The following is a 20,372-nucleotide window of genomic DNA, read 5'->3' as shown; positions in this document are numbered from 1 at the left end:
GGAGGCGTTGCAATATGCTATTCAGTCTAAGAAGATGGCTGACCCGCCTGATGAACACGTGGAGAGGCAAGAGCATTCAGTTTATTTTGACGGCCTCCTTTACTTTGATCACTATTTTGGTGATGCTGCTCGTTAGTGTCATTTTGTACAATAAGTTCTCTCAGACCGCCGAACAGAATACATTTCTAAGCAACCAGCAGATTGTTGAGCAAGTCAGCTATAATCTGGACATCTATTTAAAAGGCATGACCGAGGTATTCGAGCTGGCAGATGAGAAAATTCGTAGAAGTGAAGGGATTCCTAACGACAAATTGGTAGAGCAGCTGAACACGATTATGGATACACGTCAAGATATTGTTTCAATGGCTCTTTTTACTAGTCAAGGAGAGCTCGTCACCGGCTTACCCATGAAGGAAATGCGAAGTAACACTAAATTGACAGAGCAGAGCTGGTTCAAGAACGCGCTGGAGAATCCCAATCATCTCTCTTTTTCCCTTCCGCATATCCAGAATCTATACAAGGGGCAGTACACATGGGTTGTTTCGATGAGCAAGGGGATTACGATTACTCGCAATAACGAAACGATTCAAGCGGTTGTTATGATTGATGTTAATTTTAAGACGATCGATGATCTGTGCCGTAGAGTGAGCCTCGGGAAAAAGGGGTATGTGTACATAATTGACGAATCGGCTGGAAATATGATTTATCATCCGCAGCAGCAGCTCATCTATATTGGTCTGAAATATGAGAATGTAGAGCAAGCGTTGAAATATACATATGGCAGCTATTTGGAGGAATCTAGCGGGGAAAAGAAGCTGATTACGATTAAGACGGTCAACAATATCGGCTGGAAGATCATCGGCGTCTCCTATATGGATGAAATTGTTACTACCCGGAAGGAGATCAGTGGTTTCATCTCTTGGCTGCTATTGATCGTACTGTTGTTTGTATTGTTGATTTCTGCATTTATGTCCGCCAAAATTTCGCTGCCCATCAAACGGCTTGAGAAGTCGATGCGTAAGGTGGAGCAAGGTGAGTTCGATATTCATATTACTGTGCGTGGTGATGATGAGGTCGGAAGGCTTTCACGTCGCTTTAACTTCATGGTCGTTCGGATTCGGCAGCTAATGGAGCAAAGTGTTCATGAACAGGAAGCCAAGCGGAAAAGCGAGCTCGAGGTGCTTCAGTCACAGATTAACCCACACTTTTTGTACAACACTTTAAACTCGGTCGTTCGGATGGCAGGCAGCGGCAAGAGTGAGGATGTCATTACTATGATCACTTCCTTGTCGAAGTTTTTTCGGATATCACTTAGCAGGGGCAAGCATATCATTACGGTTCAAGAAGAATTGGAGCATATCCGCAACTATTTAATTATCCAGAAAATTCGCTACAAAAATAAATTTGAGTACGAAATTACAGCAGATGAAGAATCGCTGCCCTGCTATACACTGAAGCTGATGTTACAGCCGCTTGTGGAAAATGCGATCTATCACGGAATTGAAATGATGGCGGATCCTGGACATATCCATATATCGGCACGTATTGTCCATGACAAGCTGTTGTTTGAGGTTCGCGATGATGGACTGGGGATACCGGAGGGGAAGCTGAAGCAGCTTTTGACAGGTAGTGTGAGGTCTGAAGAAGGCTCTGGTGTCGGTGTTAAAAATGTTCATGAGCGAATTCAGCTGGCCTATGGCAATAGTTACGGGTTGGAGGTTGAAAGCGAGCTGGAAGAGGGAACAACCGTAAGACTATGGATTCCGCTAATTAAACAAGAGGATGAGAGGGAGGAGGGGCTATGAGAGCGTTGAATGTGTTCATGATTAACAAAAAGTTATATTATATTTTGACGCTAATAGGCCTGATCTTCCTTATTTCATGCTCAGACAAACCTGAGGTTGCTTCTACTCCAGAGACTAATAAAAATATAACGCTAGTTGTCAAAATGCAGACAGGTGATTATTGGAAAACAGTGCGGATGGGCGCGGAGGCCGCTGCCAAGGAGTTCAATGTCAATCTGAATGTGCTGGAGCCTAAGGATGAGGAGGACGTTAGCGGTCAGATTGCGTTAGTCAACGAGTCGATAAGACAGGGAACGGCCGCAATAGTGCTTGCAGCCAACGATTATAATGCGTTAGCAGAGGCAGCTGAACAAGCGGCGGGCCAACGAATCCCTGTGATAACGATCGATTCCGAAGTGAATTCATCCAAGGTGCGGAGCTTTATCGGTATTAATAATTATGAAGCAGGGAGAAAGGCGGGTCGCAAGCTGATTCAGTTGACTGGGGATCATGGACGGATTGCGGTTATGAGTAATGGGAAGGACTCCAGAAACTCCGTCCAGCGCGAACGGGGGCTGATGGAGGAAATTGCTCAATATCCAGATGTTCAAGTGCTGAAGAAAGAATACTGCTTTTCTGATAAGAAGCTTTGCGGTGAACAGACTAGAAAAATAATAGAAGAGCATACGAAAATTGATGGAATTATTGCATTGAATGCCATTTCGTCGCTTGGAGTAGCAAATGAAATTCAGAGGCTGGGTTTGGCTGGAAAGGTAAAAGTAATTACATTTGATAATACCCCTGAGGATATCGAATTTCTTCAGGAGGGTGTTATTCAAGCGACCCTAATTCAGAATCCTTTCAGCATGGGTTATCTCGGAGTGAAGTATGCAGTAGAAGCGCTCGGAGGCAAGAAAATACCGGAGTTTGTAGATACGGGTACTAAAGTGATTGATCAGGAAAACATGTTTTGGTCGGATAATCAAAAGCTTCTGTTTCCATTCGTAAAATAACCTTGTTTGGCCTGCAAGTCTTGGGCTGCGGGGTTATTTTTTATTCTATCAGCCCGAGCGTATAAGCTATCAGCGGAGCTGAAAGTTCCGTTATTTAATCCTGGTCTTCAGATTTCTGCCAATAGAGGAAGCCGCAATTCCGCTATTAGTGGGAATGTGGGGATTTTGCATGTAAAACGAACAGATAACGGAATTGATGGTTCCTCTATTTCCGCGTACTTTGTACTTTTTGAAAAATAACGGAACGAATACTTCCGCTAATATCTCGAACCATGAGGTCTTTGAAGTCAGTCTTTGAAGTCATCCGTTTATTCTAGTCCAAGTAACATGATTCAGAAACGGTAGCAAACACAGCAGGATTTTTATATAACAGATGAGAATATTGCATGTGAATTATGGGAAATAACACGGATAATAAGTGATGTAAGAAAGAAACAATAAAAAGTTAATCGGAGGTCATAACATGAAAAAAGTAGTTTCCACAATAATCGCAGCAGCGTTAATTACTACGATTGTAGGTTGCGGTGCCAAAACAGAGACAGCAGCACCTAGTACGGGGGCCGCAGCAGGCGGTACAAAAACAGAACAACCAGCGGCTGCAGCTAAAAAACCAGTAATTGGCGTGGCGATCTATAAATTTGATGATACTTTTATGACAGGGGTTCGTAATGCTATTTCTACAGCGGCCGAGGGTAAGGCACAGGTTGATATTGTAGACAGCCAAAATGCTCAGCCAACACAGAACGACAAAGTAGATTTGTTCATTACGAAGAAAGTGAATGCGCTTGCTATTAATCCTGTAGACCGCACGGGTGCTGGCGTTATCATTGATAAAGCGAAAACAGCTAACATTCCGGTCGTGTTTTTTAACCGCGAACCATTGGCTGATGATATGAAGAAATGGGATAAGGTTTACTACGTTGGAGCTAAAGCGGAGCAATCCGGTACGATGGAAGGCCAATTGATTGTGGATTACTTCAAGGCACATCCGGAAGCCGACAAAAATAAAGACGGTGCTGTACAATACGTGATGCTCAAAGGTGAACCCGGACATCAGGACGCCGAATTGCGCACTAAGTTTTCCATTAAGGCGATCGAAGATTCAGGCTTGAAGGTGGAGAAGCTGGCTGAGGATACAGCAATGTGGGATCGTGTTAAAGGCCAAGAGAAAATGGCGGCTTTCCTAGCATCCCAGGGCGATAAAATCGAAGCCGTTATTACTAATAACGACGATATGGCGCTCGGCGCGATTGAAGCTTTGAAAGCAAAAGGTTACTTCAAGGATAATAAATTCATTCCTGTTGTTGGCGTTGATGCGACTGCTCCTGCCTTGAAGGCATTGGAAGATGGCACACTGCTCGGAACCGTATTGAATGATGCAAAAAACCAAGGTAAAGCAACGCTTAACCTGGCAGCTGTGTTGGCAGCAGGTCAAACACCTAACAAAGATAATAGCGGTTATGAAGTAGCAGACGGCAAATATGTATGGGTCCCTTACAAAAAAATCACCAAAGAAAACATGAATGACGCGAAGTAAGGGCCGAGATTGCTAAGTGAAGGTTGCTAGAAGTGCGATGAAAGTAGAAAGGGCCTGCTAAGGCGTACGGAAGAACGAGCAAGGCAAGAGCAGTGCAAGAGCAGTGCAAGAGCAGTGCAAGAGCAAGAGCAGAGCAAGAGCAAGAGCAAGAGCAAGAGCAAGAGCAAGAGCAAGAGCAAGAGCAAGAGCAAGAGCAAGAGCAAGAGCAAGAGCAAGGTAAGAGCAGTACAGGAGCAAGTAAAATGCAAGTCAAGACAAGGGGCAATGGTCGCTGCGTTGTGCCCTTGTTTTTTTTCAAGCTAACCATACCTCTTTAATGAAGTATTTCTATACAAGGGAAGAGGCGTATACATCAATACGCAGGGGGCGTTACCATGACTGAAAGCAGCTATGTGCTTGAGATGAATCTGATTTCCAAAGAATTTCCCGGTGTAAAAGCGTTGGATAACGTTACCTTGAAGGTTCGCTCTGGTACTGTGCATGCGCTTATGGGCGAAAATGGTGCAGGAAAATCAACTTTAATGAAGTGTTTGTTTGGTATATATAAGCCGGATTCCGGTGAGATCCTTTTGAACGGCAGCAAGGTGGAGATGAACAATTCGAAGGATGCGCTGGACTTAGGCGTTTCCATGATTCATCAAGAGCTTCATCCTGTGCCGCAGCGCAATGTAATGGAGAATATTTGGCTCGGACGTTTTCCTACGAAGGGTCTCGGGCCTTTACAATGGATCGATCATAGAAAGATGTACCAGAATACAGAAAAGCTGTTTAAAGAGCTGAACATGGATATTAACCCCAACACACTTGCAGGGAATATGTCTGTATCGAAGCTGCAATCATTGGAAATTGCCAAAGCTGTTTCCTTCAATTCCAAGGTCATTATCATGGATGAGCCGACCTCTTCTCTCACAGGAAATGAAGTAGAAGCGCTGTTTAAGATTATCGAACAATTAAAAAGCAGTGGCGTTTCTATCATTTATATTTCACATAAAATGGAGGAGATTCTCCGCATCTCCGATGATGTTACGATCATGCGTGACGGTAAGCTGATTGGCACCTGGCCAGCGGCTGAGATGTCAACGGACCTCATAATAACCCGGATGGTGGGGCGGGATCTTGGACAGCGCTTTCCTGAACGGACGAATGTTCCCGGAGCTGTATTGTTGAAGGCGGAAGGGCTCTCTTCCCCGCATGAGAAATCATTCCAGAACGTATCCTTCGAGCTTCGCAAGGGAGAAGTGTTAGGCATTGGAGGACTGGTAGGAGCGCAGCGCACTGAGGTTATTGAAGCATTATTCGGATTAAGAGCGTTGGCTTCAGGCACGATTAGTATTCACGGTAAGCGTGTACGTATTAAATCTTCTCTTGATGCAAAAAAGCATAAAATTGCTTTACTGACCGAAGAACGTCGTGTGACGGGGATATTTCCTGTTCTGTCCGTATACGAGAATGGGGTTATAGCTAATCTAGATCGGTATGTAAACCCGCTTGGTTTTCTGAATGAGATGAAAAGCAAAGTTGAAGTAACCAGAGGCGTTGAGCAACTGAGAACTAAGACCCCTTCGGTCAAAACCTTGATTAAGAACTTGTCCGGCGGCAACCAGCAGAAGGTGCTGCTTGCCCGCTGGCTCCTCACGGAGCCGGATATATTACTCCTTGATGAACCTACACGCGGCATTGATGTGGGTGCCAAGTTTGAGATTTATTCGATCATTGCCGATCTGGCGAAGCAGGGTAAGAGCATTATCATGATCTCTTCAGAAATGCCTGAGCTGCTTGGAATGTCAGACCGCATTATGGTAATGTGCCAAGGCCGTCTATCCGGCATCATAGAGGGTAAGGATGCGACAGAGGAGCATATTATGCGTCTGGCAACGAAATACATGGCATAGAGATGATGATTTTAGCAATGAGCATGTTTCTTACGATACTTCAGGGAGGCCGTTTCGATGAACACAAAAAGTGCAAGTAGTTTTATAACGCAGTATGCGATTTATATTGTTTTGTTTGTTCTTGTGTTAGGGATTGCCGTATCGGACCCAAGGTTCCTCTCGGTCGATATTTTACGTGATATATTGCTGCAAAATTCCACACGCGCAATCATCGCATTGGGGATGGCATTTGTACTTATTACAGGCGGGACGGACCTTTCAGCCGGTCGTGTCGTTGGGTTATCGGCTGTTTTATCGGCATCCATGCTGCAAATCAGCGATTATCCAAGGCGCTTTTTTCCAGATATGCCTGACCTGCCGCTGTGGGCTCCCATAGTAATCGGAATTTTGGCCGGTATGGTTATTGGTCTGCTTAACGGATGGATAGTAGCCCGGCTAAGCGTACCTCCTTTCATTGCAACGTTGGGTACGATGGTTATTGTGTATGGGGCTAACTCGATTTACTTCGATCTGAAGCCTAACGAATCCCAACCGATTGCTGGCCTTAGAAAAGACTTTACGAACCTCGGCACTGGATTTTTTGGCCCGAATGGGCCTTACTCGGTACCCTATATTGTTATTATAGCGCTCATAGTAGCTATCGTAGTGTGGGTCGTATTTAACAAAACCAGGCTTGGTAAATACATGTACGCTATTGGCGGCAATATTCAAGCGGCTACGGTTTCGGGTATTAATGTAAAAAGCAACCTGATGAAAATTTACGCTTTTGCAGGTGCGCTGTATGGACTTGGAGGAGTACTGGAAGCAGCAAGAACAGGTGGCGCAACGAACAATTATGGGAATATGTATGAGCTGGATGCCATTGCAGCATGTGTTGTAGGCGGAGTATCTACCGCGGGTGGGATCGGTACGGTGCCAGGTGTGCTGGTCGGGGTGCTGATCTTCGGAGTTATCAACTATGGACTTACCTTCATCGGCGTCAGTCCCTACTGGCAGCTGATCATTAAAGGTTTGATCATTGTCGCAGCGGTTGCATTCGATATTCGTAAATATTTAGCGAAAAAATAATAAAAATAAGGCTAGAGCCTGACTTCCATGGGAGTCAGGTTTTTGTTTTGTGATGATAGTAGATAGACGAAGGCTTTGAATTGAAGCTTTTCTTGTGTTGGGGGGCGGTTGACGATATTTGGCGCGGAAAAAAGCAGGTTATGAAGATGACTCTTCAAAACCTGCCTTTAGTTGGGCTAGCGTAATGTTTCCAATGGAACTTGACGTTATTGAAGATAGCGGTGTGGTGAGCTTCCTAGAACGAAGCACCGCTTACTGCAACTACTGCTGAGCGCGGTTTGCCGTCGCCAAAGCGGTGCGGCCACGTGCTAGTAGGGGCATTCTGTTCCTGGGTCGTCTCACCCGGGTGCTTCACGGTCATAAACAAGGTCCGCTCGTCGGGGGTAAAGCTTAGGCCGTCAAGCGCCGCATCAAACGGAGCGGAAGCGAACTGCCGTGTTTCCTTAGTGGAGCCGGAGGATGGGATCACGTACAATCCGTTGTTTTTGAATTCGGCCCATGCCCCTGTATTCAGCTTATTCGATGAAATATCCGTTACGACCCAGAGGTTACCGCTTGCATCAAAAGCTAGGCTCCCAGGTGAGCTAAATCCGCTCTGAGGTCCGCCAACGGCAAAAATTTCATAAGAGAACTCGGCAGCTCCTAAGTTATCATTTTTCTCAAGGATGCGAATAATTTGACCATGCAGGTTTCCGCGCTTCTCATTATTTGTATAAGAGATGAACAAGGTGCGGTCAATTGGATTAATAGTCAAGGCTGCAGGGCGGTCGGATGGGGTGGCACCCAATAGCAGGGCTGCCTCACGGGCGTATACATGCACATCCGCCTGCTCTTTAAATAAGGCTGTCAATGCTTCTCGTGTCAGATTCAACGCACTCGGCACCTCATATTGAAGATCCTCAAGCGATTGTTTCACTGCCTCGATCGTCAGCTCCACCCAACGTCCTGTCACCTTATTCGCAGCATAAAGTGTTCCCTCGCTCAACAGCTTGGAATTGGCTTTGCCTCTAGTCGGATCGAATTTATGGGTGCTGATGAACTTATAGACGCAGGAATCATCCGCATCTTCCCCCATGTAGACGACGACTCTGCCGTCTGTGCTTAGTCCCATAGCTGTATTGCCGTGATGGAACCGTCCTAGCGCCGTATGCTTCTGAAGCTTGCCTTTCGCATCGAAAGGATCTGCCTCAACGACCCAGCCATAATGAGTTAGATCAAGACCTGTGCTTCTGCAGGTGGCTTCGAATTGATTTTCGCAAGAAAGAACCGTGCCCCACAATGTTTTTCCACCAGCTCGATTGGCGAAAGTGCCTTGAACCCGAGTGGCGTTATGAACCGCGCTTGCCCCGCGAGCGGGTCCTGTCAGTTCTGCGGAATCTAAGCCGGTAATCCGTCGGGAGTATTCGGACTCCGCATCCAGCTTCCAAGCGCCGCTCACATTACGGGAAACCTTCAGGACGGAAGCGCCCTGGTTATACAATAACGATTGTTTTTGCGTCAAACTCAAGTGTCCGTTTTGTTTGGCGCCCTCCAGCCATAATTCATTCATGGACTCGTGATTGACCCAGAGCAGCCCTTCTACATTGGAGCCTTCTATTGGGAAAAAGGCGGTATAGCTGTTGTTGTACCCGAATGTATCGCCTTTTGCGTTGATTTTGTCCCCGTAAGCTGCTACCACCTCATATTTGAAGCCCGATGATAAAACGAGATTATCACTTGCGGTGGCTGTATCTTTAGTTGGATTGAAGGAATTGGAGACCTTAATTGTTGTAAAATCGAACAAAGATTGAGTCGATTGTGCGGCTTCCGCTTTTCCGCCGAATGAGCCTAAGCCGACAGAGGCTGCAGCAAAATAGGCTGTGCTTGTCCCCAGATAGCCAAGGAATTTGCGGCGTGATAATTTCATTTTGTCATTCATCCCAAACCCTCCATAGAAAAATGTATGTAAAAAATAAAAATAATCGTATAAACCTGATAGATGCTTCTACGATACCATAGATTTGACGAAAAATGACGAAAAAAACAAATATTTTATACTAAAACAATACAATGTATTCAATAGTTTATGGTATGTTTATCATAGTGAAAAATTGCGAGAAATGAGGCGCCTATGCTAAGCTTCGATGCGGCTGTACCGGAAGATGAGTCCTTTTTTTTCGAGCTGTATGCAAGCACAAGGGATGAGGAGCTAGCGAGCTGGGGCTGGGGCTTTTCTGAGAAGGAATCTTTTCTAAATATGCAGTTTGAATTTCAGAGGCGGATGTTCGATACTCAGTATCCTGATGCAGTGACACGTATTGTATGTGCAGATCGGTGCAGAGTAGGACGGGTTGTGGTTGCCGATAGGCCGGATGCGATATATGTAATAGATTTGTCGTTACTCCCGCAATATCAGAATCAAAGGATCGGTACGACCTATTTGCAGATACTGCAGTCTGAGGCAAGGGTCTGTGAAAAGCCGATTCGTTTGAATGTTCAGTCTGCCAATCGAGCCTTGCGTTTATATCAACGTCTTGGTTTTCAGGTTATACAGGAGCAAGGGGTGTATTACCGTATGGAATGGAGCCCCCTAAGTTTGTAATGAAATAGTTATTAATAGTTACTAGATGCAAGCAGTGTAATTCATAGTAGGGATAGCATCCCGTTAGTGCAGGAAGGGGAATGATTATGGGACAACCGTATGTTGGCGAGATTCGTATGTTTGCCGGGAATTTTGCACCAGCTGGCTGGGAGTTTTGCAACGGGCAATTGTTAGCTATATCGGAGAACGATACCCTTTTTAATTTGATAGGAACGACTTATGGTGGCGATGGGGAAAGTACATTTGGGCTGCCTGATTTGCGTGGGCGGATTCCCATTCACCAAGGGATGGGGCCTGGCATTGGAACATCTCGTGTTCTGGGTGAACAGGCTGGCAGCGAAAAAGTGACGCTTACCATGCAGCAAATACCTGCACATAACCATGGTGCTAATGGATATTCCAAGTGGGGCAACACGAACAAGCCTGGCAATGCGGTATGGGCGAAATCTACTCTGCATCAATTTTCCGATCAAGTGAGCTCCAAAGGAGGAATGAACAGCGGGGTTTTATCTTCTACGGGTGCCAGCCAGCCACATGAGAATATGATGCCTTATCTTGCGGTTAGCTTCATTATTTCGCTTTATGGGATCTACCCTAGTCAAAGCGGTGGTAATGCTAGTGAGTCTTTTATGGCAGAAATTCGCTTGGTCGCGTTTAATTTCGCTCCGGGGGGCTGGGCACTTTGTGACGGGCAACAGATGGCTATTAACCAAAATCAGGCTCTGTTCTCCTTATTGGGAACGACCTACGGTGGCAATGGACAAACTACATTTGGTCTCCCCGATTTTAGAGGCAGGGCACCCGTACATGTAGGCAGAGGGCATATTCTTGGAGAAAGGGGAGGGGAAGAGAGTCACACGTTAACGATTAACGAGATGCCTTCCCACTCACATGCGCCTATGGGATCGACGAATAAAGCTGATACTTCAACTCCAGATAAAAATGTCTTTGGAACAACAGCGGCCAGTTCTTATCATACTACTGCTGATACGGTTCTCAATTCCCAAGCTGTTACAATGGTAGGCGGGTCGCAGCCGCATTTTAACATGCAGCCTTCCACTACGTTGAATTTTATAACTGCTTTGCAAGGTATTTTCCCGAGCCCAAATTAAGGAGGTATTTCCAATGGCAGATCCTTTTGTAGGAGAAATTCGTATGTTTACAGGAAACTTTGTTCCAAAAGGCTGGGCTTTGTGCAATGGACAGCTCATGTCGATTTCTCAAAACACAGCTTTATTTTCTTTGCTGGGTACTAATTACGGTGGTGATGGAAAGAGTACATTTGCACTTCCTGATCTACAGGGGCGGGCTCCAATGCATCAAGGGCAGGGAGCTGGACTTACTGAACATCAAGTAGGTGAGGCTGGGGGGCAGGAAACAGTTTCATTAATTGCTAGTGAAATACCTGCGCATAAACATGAGTTACAGTACGGGGTATCGACGACTTCCAAAGATAGTCCTAGCGGGGCTTTATGGACGGATGTGAAGGGCCACAGACCCGGACAAGCTTATGCGAGTGGAAACTCCCTCACTCCAATGAGTGCCGGAGCCATTCAAACGACTGGCAACAATGCTCCCCATAATAATATGCAGCCGTATCTTGCAGTTACATTTATTATTGCACTGCAAGGGGTTTATCCGCCTCGAAGTTAGAAATAGACTCAAAAATAGAAAGGAGGGTGTTCATGTGGAAGTCGTATCTCGTCCATCGAATGTCAGCGCCCTGCTAAGACCGATATTTTTTAGATGGTTTGGTTTATTCTTTGGTGTATTAGCTCTCACTTTGTTACTTGCAATATTCGTGCCTCTCCAAGCATCGGCGGCTACTTTTACCGTTAATACTACTAACGATACTTCAGATATCAGTCCTGGAATCGGAGGATGTTCGGATAGCGGGGGCTTATGCTCATTGCGGGCGGCTATAGAGGAAAGCAATGCATTGCCCGGCTCGGATCTGATTCAGGTTCCAGTTGGCGTGTATACACTTACTTTAGGCCAGTTAGAGATAAAGGGCGATGTTTCGATCGTAGGTGCAAGCGGGGATGTAAACGGAAACCCTGCTCAGACGATTATTCAAGCAGCAGCTACTCCGAATACTGCATCGAACCGGGTATTTGAGGTTAACCCTAGCTTGGCAAACGGAGGATTTCAGGTTTCATTCAAATCGTTGACTATACGTAACGGTAAAGCACCTGACCTTAACGGCTATGGTGGGGGAGGTATTGCTGGTGATACCGGAACGAACACCATAACTATTGCGAACAGTATTATTGAACAAAATTTTGCGTCCAATCATGGTTATGGCGGTGGATTGTATCTCTCCGGGCTGCTCGGTGGCTCTGTAGTTATGGATCACGTTATCATTCGTAACAATAGTGCTGGTTCGAATACTCCACCCTACAGTTCTAGAGGCGGCGGGGTTTATGCGGAAGGCGATATAAATTTACAATTCAGTCATGTTACGATCGAAAATAATACATCCTTTGGATTTGGCGGCGGGCTTGCGATTATATCCCAATCGCTAAATCCGCGTCAGATTACCATAAGCGATTCAACGATTTCCAGTAATGTAGCAAGGTCAGTGACGAGAGGAGCGGACACAGAAGGCAGAGGAGCCGGTATCTATCTGAATGCACCCGCGACGTTGACGAACACTGGCATTAGCGGAAATAATGCTGATGGTGATGGCGGTGGGCTAGTACTTGATTACTACAATGGTACTGTAGCTCTAAACAGCGTGACAATAGCCGGAAACGGAAACTATGGCAGGGGCGGCGGGTTATATATCAATGGTTATGCACCGCCTGTATTAACGAGTACAACCATTACAAGCAATATAAATCTGTCGAACAGCAGTGCCAGTGAAGTAGGCTCAAATCCAGATTATCCGGATTTGAAGGTGACTGCGAGTCATACGAGCAGCTTCACACAAGGGCAGTCAGGCGCGATTTACTCTCTTACGGTACAAAATGTTGGAGCCGTTGGTGGTTCCGGAACGGTAACGGTAACGGATACGCTACCTGCTGGATTGACTGCCACAGCAATGGGAGGTAACGGTTGGAGTTGTACTCTAAGTAGCTTAACTTGCACACGAACGGGGTCGTTTGCGGCAGGTCAGATTTATCCTGCCATTGAGTTGACGGTTAATGTTGCGGCAGATGCTGCGGCCTCGGTTACGAATACGGTTGTTGTCGCTGGCGAGGGCGTTGGGGAGCTCAACACCTTTAACAATAGCGCTGCGGATGTTACAACGATTAGTCAGAACCCGAATCTAAGTGTGCATATGAGCCATACAGGTGATTTCAGGCAAGGCCAGACGGGGGCCGCTTACACGATTGCGGTAGCCAATAGTGGAATGGGGCCGACAAACGGTACTGTTACCGTGAGTGGAACGTTGCCGGAAGGGTTAAAGGCCACGGCGATAAGTGGTACAGGATGGACGTGTGATCTCATGACGCTAACGTGTACACGCAGTGACGCATTGGCACCAGGTCAGAGCTATCCAGCCATTACGTTGACGATGAGTGTCTCGTCGATTGCCGAGGCTTCGCTAACAAGCGGTGCTACGGTAACTGGCGGAGGCGATGTTAGCAGTGAGAATAACACGTCCAGCGATCCGACGTTGATCAATCACCGTTCCGAATTGATAGGACTGACTCTTTCAGCTGGCTCATTAAACCAGCCAATTGCTTGGGGAACATTTGATTACTCTGCAATTGTCGGTAATGAGGTAAACAGCTTAACAGTTACGCCAACTGCTTACGAAAGCAGCTTTACCTTGGGGATAAGCATGGATGGTGGTACTACCTATGTTCCTATTCTTAGTGGAGCTTCGAGCAACTCGTTGTCCCTTAATGTAGGTCCGAATATTATTTCGGTGAAGGTAACAGCACCAGATGCAACCACGGAGCAGATCTACACGTTAACTGTAACTCGGGAGCGAAGCAGTAATGCGGGTTTAAGTGGATTATCGCTTTCTGAGGGTACACTGAACCCAGCGTTTGCTACGGGAACGGTGAGCTATAGCTCAAGTGTCGACAATGCGGTGAGCAGCTTGATCGTTAAGCCTATAGTTTCAGATAGCACAGGGACGATAGCCGTACAGGTGAACAGTGGCGGATTTATGCCTGTAGTCAGCGGCGAAGCGAGCGGACCGTTAATCTTGAGCGTAGGTGTCAACACGGTTGAGGTAAAAGTGACCGCTCAAGACGGTACGACGACGCAGTCATATACCGTCACGATCACAAGATTAAGCAATAATGCGAACCTGAGCGAATTGAGCTTGTCTAGCGGTACATTGAGTCCTGGCTTTACCGAGGGAACAGTGAGCTACAGCGCAAGCGTGGGAAATGCGGTAAGCAGCTTGACTTTGACACCTAGAGTGTTGGATAGCGCAGCGAAGGTAGAGGTGCAGGTGAACGGCGGTGGATTTACGCTTGTAACCAGCGGCGAAGCGAGCGGACCGTTAAGCTTGAACGTAGGCGTGAACACGATTGAAGTAAAAGTGACTGCTCAAGACGGTACGGTGAAATCATACTCAATAGCAGTGACAAGATTAAACAATAATGCGAACCTGAGCGGATTGAGCTTATCTGAAGGTACATTAAGCCCTGAATTTGCAGTGGGAACAGCGAGTTACAGCGCAGTTGTGGGTAATTCGGTGAGCAGCATTACACTGATGACAACGGCAGATCCAACCGCAAGCATAGAAGTGAGCATCAATAACGCGGTGTACACTCCTTATACTAACGGAGCATTAAGCTTGGTTGTGGGGTCTAACACGATTGAAGTAAAAGTAATAGCGCAAGACGGTACGACGAAGTCATATTCAATAGCAGTCACAAGATTAAGCAATAATGCGAATCTAAGCGAATTGGGCTTATCTAACGGTACATTGAGCCCCTGGTTTGCAGAGGGAACAGTGAACTACATTGCAAGCGTAGGAAATGCAGTGAGCAGCTTGACCGTGACGCCTAAAGTGTCGGATAGTGCAGCAACAGTAGAGGTGCAAGTGAACGGCGGTGGATTTACGCTTGTAACCAGCGGCGAAGCGAGCGGATCGTTAGGATTAAACGTAGGTGTGAATACGATTGAAGTAAAAGTGACTGCTCAAGACGGTACGGTGAAATCATACTCAATAGTAGTGACAAGATTAAACAATAATGCGAACCTGGGCGGATTGAGCTTATCTGAAGGTGAATTAAGTCCTAAATTTGCAGAGGGAACAGCGAGCTACAGTGCGGTCGTAGGTAATGCGGTGAGCAGCATTACACTGATGACAACGGCAGATCCAACTGCAAGCATAGAAGTGAGCGTCAATAACGCGGTGTACAGTCCTTATGCTAACGGAGCAGCAGGCGGATCGTTAAACTTGAACGTAGGTGTGAATACGATCGATGTAAAAGTAACTGCGCAAGACAACAACACGGTGAAATCATACTCAATAGCCATTACAAGATCGTTTAACAATGATGCGAATCTGAGCGGTTTGAATTTATCTGAAGGTACATTGAGCCCTGTGTTTGCAGAGGGAACAGTGAGCTACAGCGCAAGCGTTGGCAATGCAGTCAGCAGCTTGACCGTGACACCTAAAATGTCGGAGGATAGCGCAGCAACAGTAGCGGTGCAGGTGAACGGCGGCGGATTTACTCCTGTAACCAGCGGTGAAGCGAGCGGATCGTTAAGCTTGAACGTAGGCATGAATACTATCGATGTAAAAGTAACTGCGCAAGACAACAGCACGGTAAAATCATACTCAATAGCAGTAACAAGATTAAACAATAATGCGAACCTGAGCGGATTGAGCTTATCTGAAGGTGAATTAAGTCCTAAATTTGCAGAGGGAACAGCGAGTTACAGTGCGGTCGTGGGTAATGCAGTAAGCAGCATTACACTGATGACAACGGCAGATCCAACCGCAAGCATAGAAGTGAGCGTCAATAATGCGGTGTACAGTCCTTATGCTAACGGAACAGAAGGCGGATCATTAAACTTGAACGTAGGCGTGAACACAATTGAAGTAAAGGTGACCGCCCAAGACAAAACACACAGGTCTTATTCCATTAAAATCACGAGACTTAGCAATAATTCGAGTTTGGGTGATTTAAGACTATCATCAAGCGATAATAATTCGTCATTTATTTCTTTATCGCCAAGTTTTATCTCAACTCAAGCAAATTATCAAGCGAGTGTAGCAGACAGTGTATATCAGGTATATGTTTATGCGACTCCGAAGGATGCTTACAGCAGCATAACTGTGAGCGGGGCAACCTATAGTGCTTCCGCGAGCGGTGGCATACCGGTAAGGCTGTCTTCAGACTCAGCAACTCTTATTACAATTGAAGTTACTGCTCAAGACAGGTCCAAAACAGAAACCTATACAATTAAGGTTCTAAGAGCAACGATGCAAATCGAAGCGCTCCGGCGTGAACTAGCAGCATTGGATTCACAGCAAGATGGTATTGGTATTAATGAAATAATGCAATGGATAAACAACAGTAAACATGATTTAACAGGAGATGGAAAATTCGACTCTAAAGATGTAATGCTACTGCTGCTGCAAATTGACCCAATGAGACACTAGTCATCGGTTAACTACAATCAATGGTTTCTTCTACGGCCCTGCAAGGATACTGTATTCCAAAATAAACAGACTCAGATCAAACCTGATCATCTGTTTTATGGGATAGTCCCTGCAGGGCCTCTTTGTACAGTTATTCTTTTTAACTGTATAGTTTATAGCAGTGTTTGGTGATCGAAACCAAATAATTAGAATGTTCAGAAAATTAAAAAAATGTAACAGCATTAAGCCAGTAGGCAAGCAAGCTGGATAGATAGATAAGTGTTCGTATATTGAAGCTTGGGAGCATTGTGCCAAATGGGAATACTTAGGGGGCGCTTAGGATAATCGAGTGTTGGCAATGATTAACTAACCACAGTACGATCTCGTATTGTGGTTTTTTTGTGTGCCTATTGGCTGGCAGCGCAGATGTATTTTTTCTGTACCCTTGCAATACTATCAGCATTGTTTCGCTATTTCCACATTCTGCAACGATGTGTTATCCGTGCAAAAAAGTCCACAAGCCTTTTTCCCGCTATCAAAAAAGTACGATTGCCGCTTGGGGCGATATTGGTTAAGGTGAGGTCATCAACAGTAGTTATATCGAGGAGGCAGCACTATGAATTGGAAACAATTTGAAGATCCTTCAGCAGCATTCCGACTTCAACCTTTCTGGTTTTGGAATGGTGAGATGGAAGATGAACAAATGAAAAGGCAAATTGAAGAGATGGCACATAAAGGAGTGGGAGGATTTTTTATCTGTCCACGCCAAGGCTTAAAAATACCTTATTTATCGGAAGCTTGGTTTGAGAAGGTTCGTACGGCAGTCGAAATCGCTAAGCAGCATGAGCTGGAGGTTTGGCTGTATGACGAGTATCCATATCCTAGCGGTATTGCTGGAGGGGAAGTCGTACTGGAGCATCCAGAAGCCAAGCACTACTCGCTTGTTCATAGAACGGAACGGGTGTCAGGGGGGACGAAGCTGACGTTAGAGCTTCCTTGGGCACGGATATTAAGTGCCAAGGCGGTACCGGTCTCAGCATCGGGTGTGAAGCTATGGGACCAAGCGATTGATGTGCGCCATACGATCGGCAATTATCAGGCGGACCCGATTTTTCAGAAATCCGGCCTTACAGCATATAATCAGAAGCGCTTTTTCACATATCGAACCATTTACAAAATGATATGGGATGTGCCTCCGGGCGACTGGGAGATCATCATTTTCCTTGAAGAGGAGATTGAGGATTTTAAATACTATGGCACCTTTGTTGATCCTTGTAACCGTGAAGCTATGGAAACATTCATCCGAATGACCCATGACAAGTATGCCTATTATGTAGGAGAGTATTTTGGCGAGACGATTAAAGGAATGTTTACCGATGAAATCGCATTGCTTGGTGAAACGCCATGGTCGAAACAGCTGCCTGAATATTACAAGGAACGAACTGGTCGTGATATGGAGGAGAATCTGAATGCTCTCGTCTATCCCGATAGTCCGAATGCAGCCAAATTTCGTTATGATTATTATCAATCCATCCATCTGCTCTTAAGAGAATCTTACCATAAACAGGTTTTTGATTGGTGTGAACAGCACGGGCTCCAGTATGTGACCGAGGTTCCATCTGTAAGGATGACCACACAGCTGCACAGCCATATGCCTGGAGGCGATTCCGCGCATGAGAAGCTTGGTCGTTCATTGGAATGGATTCTAAATAAATATGCAGGCAAATTTCGGAATGGTCCCAAAATGGTTAGCTCTCTGGCGCGGCAGCTTGGACGTGAACGTAACTTAATTGAGTGCTTTCACAGTGTAGGCTGGTCAATGACGCTTCAGGATGCCAAATGGATGATTGATAACATGGCTGCTTTGGGAACTAACTTTTATAATTTTCATGCATTTTTCTATACAGTGGATGGTCTGGCACAGCATGATGCGCCGCCTTCACAATTTTTGCAAAATCCCTATTGGGAGCACTTTCGCCAGCTAGGGGATTATACGGGTCGAATCAGTTGGTTTATGAGCCAAGGAAAAGCCGATATAAGAATCGCTGTTCTTGATCCGACTACAACGCTCTGGGCGCATATGGGTAACCCATTCCAAAGCTTTAACGTTGGAGCAGAGGGCGTGGATAAGGAGCGGCTGGAGCGGCTGCGGCAGGACTGGCGCGCGTTGAGCGTCCAATTGCTCCAGAACCGTAGAGACTTCGATCATCTAGATCCAGAGCTGCTAGCAGATGCGGATGTGTCTGACGGAACAATAAGTTTGGGTCATGCCGAATATGAAGTATTAATAATTCCACCTGTCACGAATCTGGAGGCAGCAGCTTGGAAAAGGATCCAGACTTTTGCTGATAACGGCGGAGTCGTCATTGCGCTTGGACTTCTTCCACATGATCAGATTGAAGATGGGAGTCCAACCGAGCAGGAAGCCGCCACGTTGTTCGGGGTCTCCGAATCACCGCAAGCAGAATATTGGAATGGGATCGAAACAGCAACTCAATCGGAAGCGTGGAGGAAAGGGGAGCATAACGCCTACTTCATACCGTGCGTAGGCAATCAGCCTTTCACTCAGACGATGCAAGCACTTCTGGCATTGCTGGAACAAGTTTCTCCAGCAGCCGTTCGCCTGACTACGCAAGGCAATGATCAACCATTTTTAATGCAGATCCGCGAGTTGTCCAAGCACAGCGGTGCCGCATTTATCACGAATCAAGAGGGAAGCTTCCAAGCAACGGAATTGCTCATTAACATGGATCAGCTGGGTTGGATCGAAGCAGGAACAGGGTTGGAAACGGAGGGCTTTGAATTCCGTCTGCTGGATTTGGAAACAGGCCAATCGCATCCTATTGCCGCTAAGCTTCTTGATGGGGAGTGGAAGCTTTCACTCACATTCGAGTCCTATGAATCTCGTTTAGTAGAATGGACTAGAGCAGATAATAGGCAGCCTACGGCATTAGATGGCCAATTACTGCAACCTGATGAACTAACTAAGCTGCTGATTCCGCAGGAAGGACCTTGGGAGGTAAGTGCTTATTCAGACAACGCGATTCGATTCGATACTTTTCGTCTAACCATGGGTGTTGAGAGTGGCAGCCATCCATTGCCTAGCTACGAGGTGCAAGCCAAAACATTTATCGATCAATGCGACGATTTGGCGAAGGAACGAGAATTTCCGGTTGCATTCGGATCCATGTTCGGTACACCACTCAAGCTGAGTATGGCTTATCCAATCGCATGCTCGTACAGAGCAGCATTCCGAGTGGAGCAAATGCCGCAGTCTTGTCAATTTTATATGGATGAATCGGCGATTTCCGGCGATTGGAGCCTATTAATTAATGGTCATACATTGACTAGACCACAGTTTCAACATCATGAAATATATGATCATCAGAATATAGCTTGTGATATTCTGCCTTACGTGCAGGAGGGGGCCAATGAGATTGTTGTGAACCTTCAGGTGCAGAACGACTGGGATGGAATTGTCGACGCTCTCTATATAAGCGGCCCGTTCGGTGTTCGCTTTGATCAAGAAGGAAGGCCCGTTATACTCGCCGCTCCGACAGAAATCAATGTATTGCCGGAAGCCTATTGCCCAGGATATCCATATTATGCAGGCACGCTTGCTTATAAAAGAAAGCTGGAATTAGCTAATGTACCTTCTGGAGCTGATATGGAGCTAAGTATTGGCGATTGGGAACAACATGATACCATCGAGCTGGTTGTTAATGGACAGAGCCTTGGCGTACGGCCATGGTCTCCCTACACATGGACCTGCCCTTCATCGATCTTGAACACCGGTGATGTAGATAATGTGATTGAGATCCACGTAACAGGGACGTTAATCGGCTTGCTGGAAGGTAAATATTTCAACTATAAGACGCATTCGCTGGAATCGGTGGCAAGTTTGACCACAGCTACGCCTCCGCGATGAAATAGGA

At 46.1% G+C, this 20,372-nt stretch carries 12 protein-coding genes; 11 read left to right on the top strand and 1 reads right to left on the bottom strand.

The window, feature by feature from the left end:
- The first annotated feature begins 14 nt into the window (after positions 1 to 14).
- The 6 genes from GC093_RS27640 to mglC all read left to right on the top strand — a co-directional run bounded on the left by GC093_RS27640 (position 15) and on the right by mglC (position 7,294).
- A complete protein-coding gene (locus tag GC093_RS27640; RefSeq protein ID WP_246315453.1) occupies positions 15 to 1,805 on the top strand; it encodes a sensor histidine kinase in 1,791 nt (596 codons plus the stop codon).
- Positions 1,802 to 2,797 carry a substrate-binding domain-containing protein gene (locus GC093_RS27635; protein ID WP_246315451.1) on the top strand — a complete coding sequence of 332 codons (996 nt, stop codon included), beginning with the start codon at positions 1,802 to 1,804 and terminating at the stop codon, positions 2,795 to 2,797. The genes GC093_RS27640 and GC093_RS27635 overlap by 4 nt, the downstream gene beginning before the upstream one ends.
- Before the next feature lie 463 nt (positions 2,798 to 3,260).
- On the top strand, positions 3,261 to 4,334 hold the full coding sequence (locus tag GC093_RS27630) for a galactose ABC transporter substrate-binding protein (RefSeq protein ID WP_171655140.1): 1,074 nt from the start codon (positions 3,261 to 3,263) through the stop codon (positions 4,332 to 4,334).
- Positions 4,335 to 4,426: 92 nt separating this feature from the next.
- Entirely contained in the window at positions 4,427 to 4,651 is a 225-nt protein-coding gene (locus tag GC093_RS27625; protein WP_171655139.1) for a hypothetical protein, read from the top strand.
- Between the two features lie 57 nt (positions 4,652 to 4,708).
- On the top strand, positions 4,709 to 6,226 hold the full coding sequence (locus GC093_RS27620; RefSeq protein WP_171655138.1) for a sugar ABC transporter ATP-binding protein: 1,518 nt from the start codon (positions 4,709 to 4,711) through the stop codon (positions 6,224 to 6,226).
- 57 nt (positions 6,227 to 6,283) lie between these two features.
- A complete protein-coding gene (mglC, locus tag GC093_RS27615) occupies positions 6,284 to 7,294 on the top strand; it encodes a galactose/methyl galactoside ABC transporter permease MglC (RefSeq protein WP_171655137.1) in 1,011 nt (336 codons plus the stop codon).
- A 235-nt stretch (positions 7,295 to 7,529) separates the two neighbouring features.
- Here the strand turns inward: mglC and GC093_RS27610 are convergent, their stop codons facing one another.
- Entirely contained in the window at positions 7,530 to 9,212 is a 1,683-nt protein-coding gene (locus tag GC093_RS27610) for a PhoX family protein (RefSeq protein ID WP_171655136.1), read from the bottom strand.
- 192 nt (positions 9,213 to 9,404) lie between these two features.
- Between GC093_RS27610 and GC093_RS27605 the strand changes: the two genes are divergently transcribed.
- The 5 genes from GC093_RS27605 (at position 9,405) to GC093_RS27585 (ending at position 20,365) form a co-directional block, all read left to right on the top strand.
- Positions 9,405 to 9,875, top strand: coding sequence for a GNAT family N-acetyltransferase (locus tag GC093_RS27605; RefSeq protein WP_171655135.1), 471 nt, complete (start codon positions 9,405 to 9,407; stop codon positions 9,873 to 9,875).
- An 86-nt stretch (positions 9,876 to 9,961) separates the two neighbouring features.
- A complete protein-coding gene (locus GC093_RS36705; RefSeq protein ID WP_171655134.1) occupies positions 9,962 to 10,987 on the top strand; it encodes a phage tail protein in 1,026 nt (341 codons plus the stop codon).
- Positions 10,988 to 11,000: 13 nt separating this feature from the next.
- Complete coding sequence (locus tag GC093_RS27595) at positions 11,001 to 11,528, top strand: phage tail protein (RefSeq protein ID WP_171655133.1); 528 nt, start codon at positions 11,001 to 11,003, stop codon at positions 11,526 to 11,528.
- A gap of 34 nt (positions 11,529 to 11,562) precedes the next feature.
- Positions 11,563 to 16,458 carry a beta strand repeat-containing protein gene (locus GC093_RS27590; protein ID WP_171655132.1) on the top strand — a complete coding sequence of 1,632 codons (4,896 nt, stop codon included), beginning with the start codon at positions 11,563 to 11,565 and terminating at the stop codon, positions 16,456 to 16,458.
- 595 nt (positions 16,459 to 17,053) lie between these two features.
- On the top strand, positions 17,054 to 20,365 hold the full coding sequence (locus tag GC093_RS27585) for a glycosyl hydrolase (RefSeq protein ID WP_171655131.1): 3,312 nt from the start codon (positions 17,054 to 17,056) through the stop codon (positions 20,363 to 20,365).
- Positions 20,366 to 20,372: the final 7 nt, after the last annotated feature.

This window comes from Paenibacillus foliorum (assembly GCF_013141765.1).
Lineage (GTDB): Bacteria > Bacillota > Bacilli > Paenibacillales > NBRC-103111 > Paenibacillus_S > Paenibacillus_S foliorum.
Note: the sequence above shows the minus strand (reverse complement) of the source record. Positions and strands in the feature narration are given on the sequence as shown.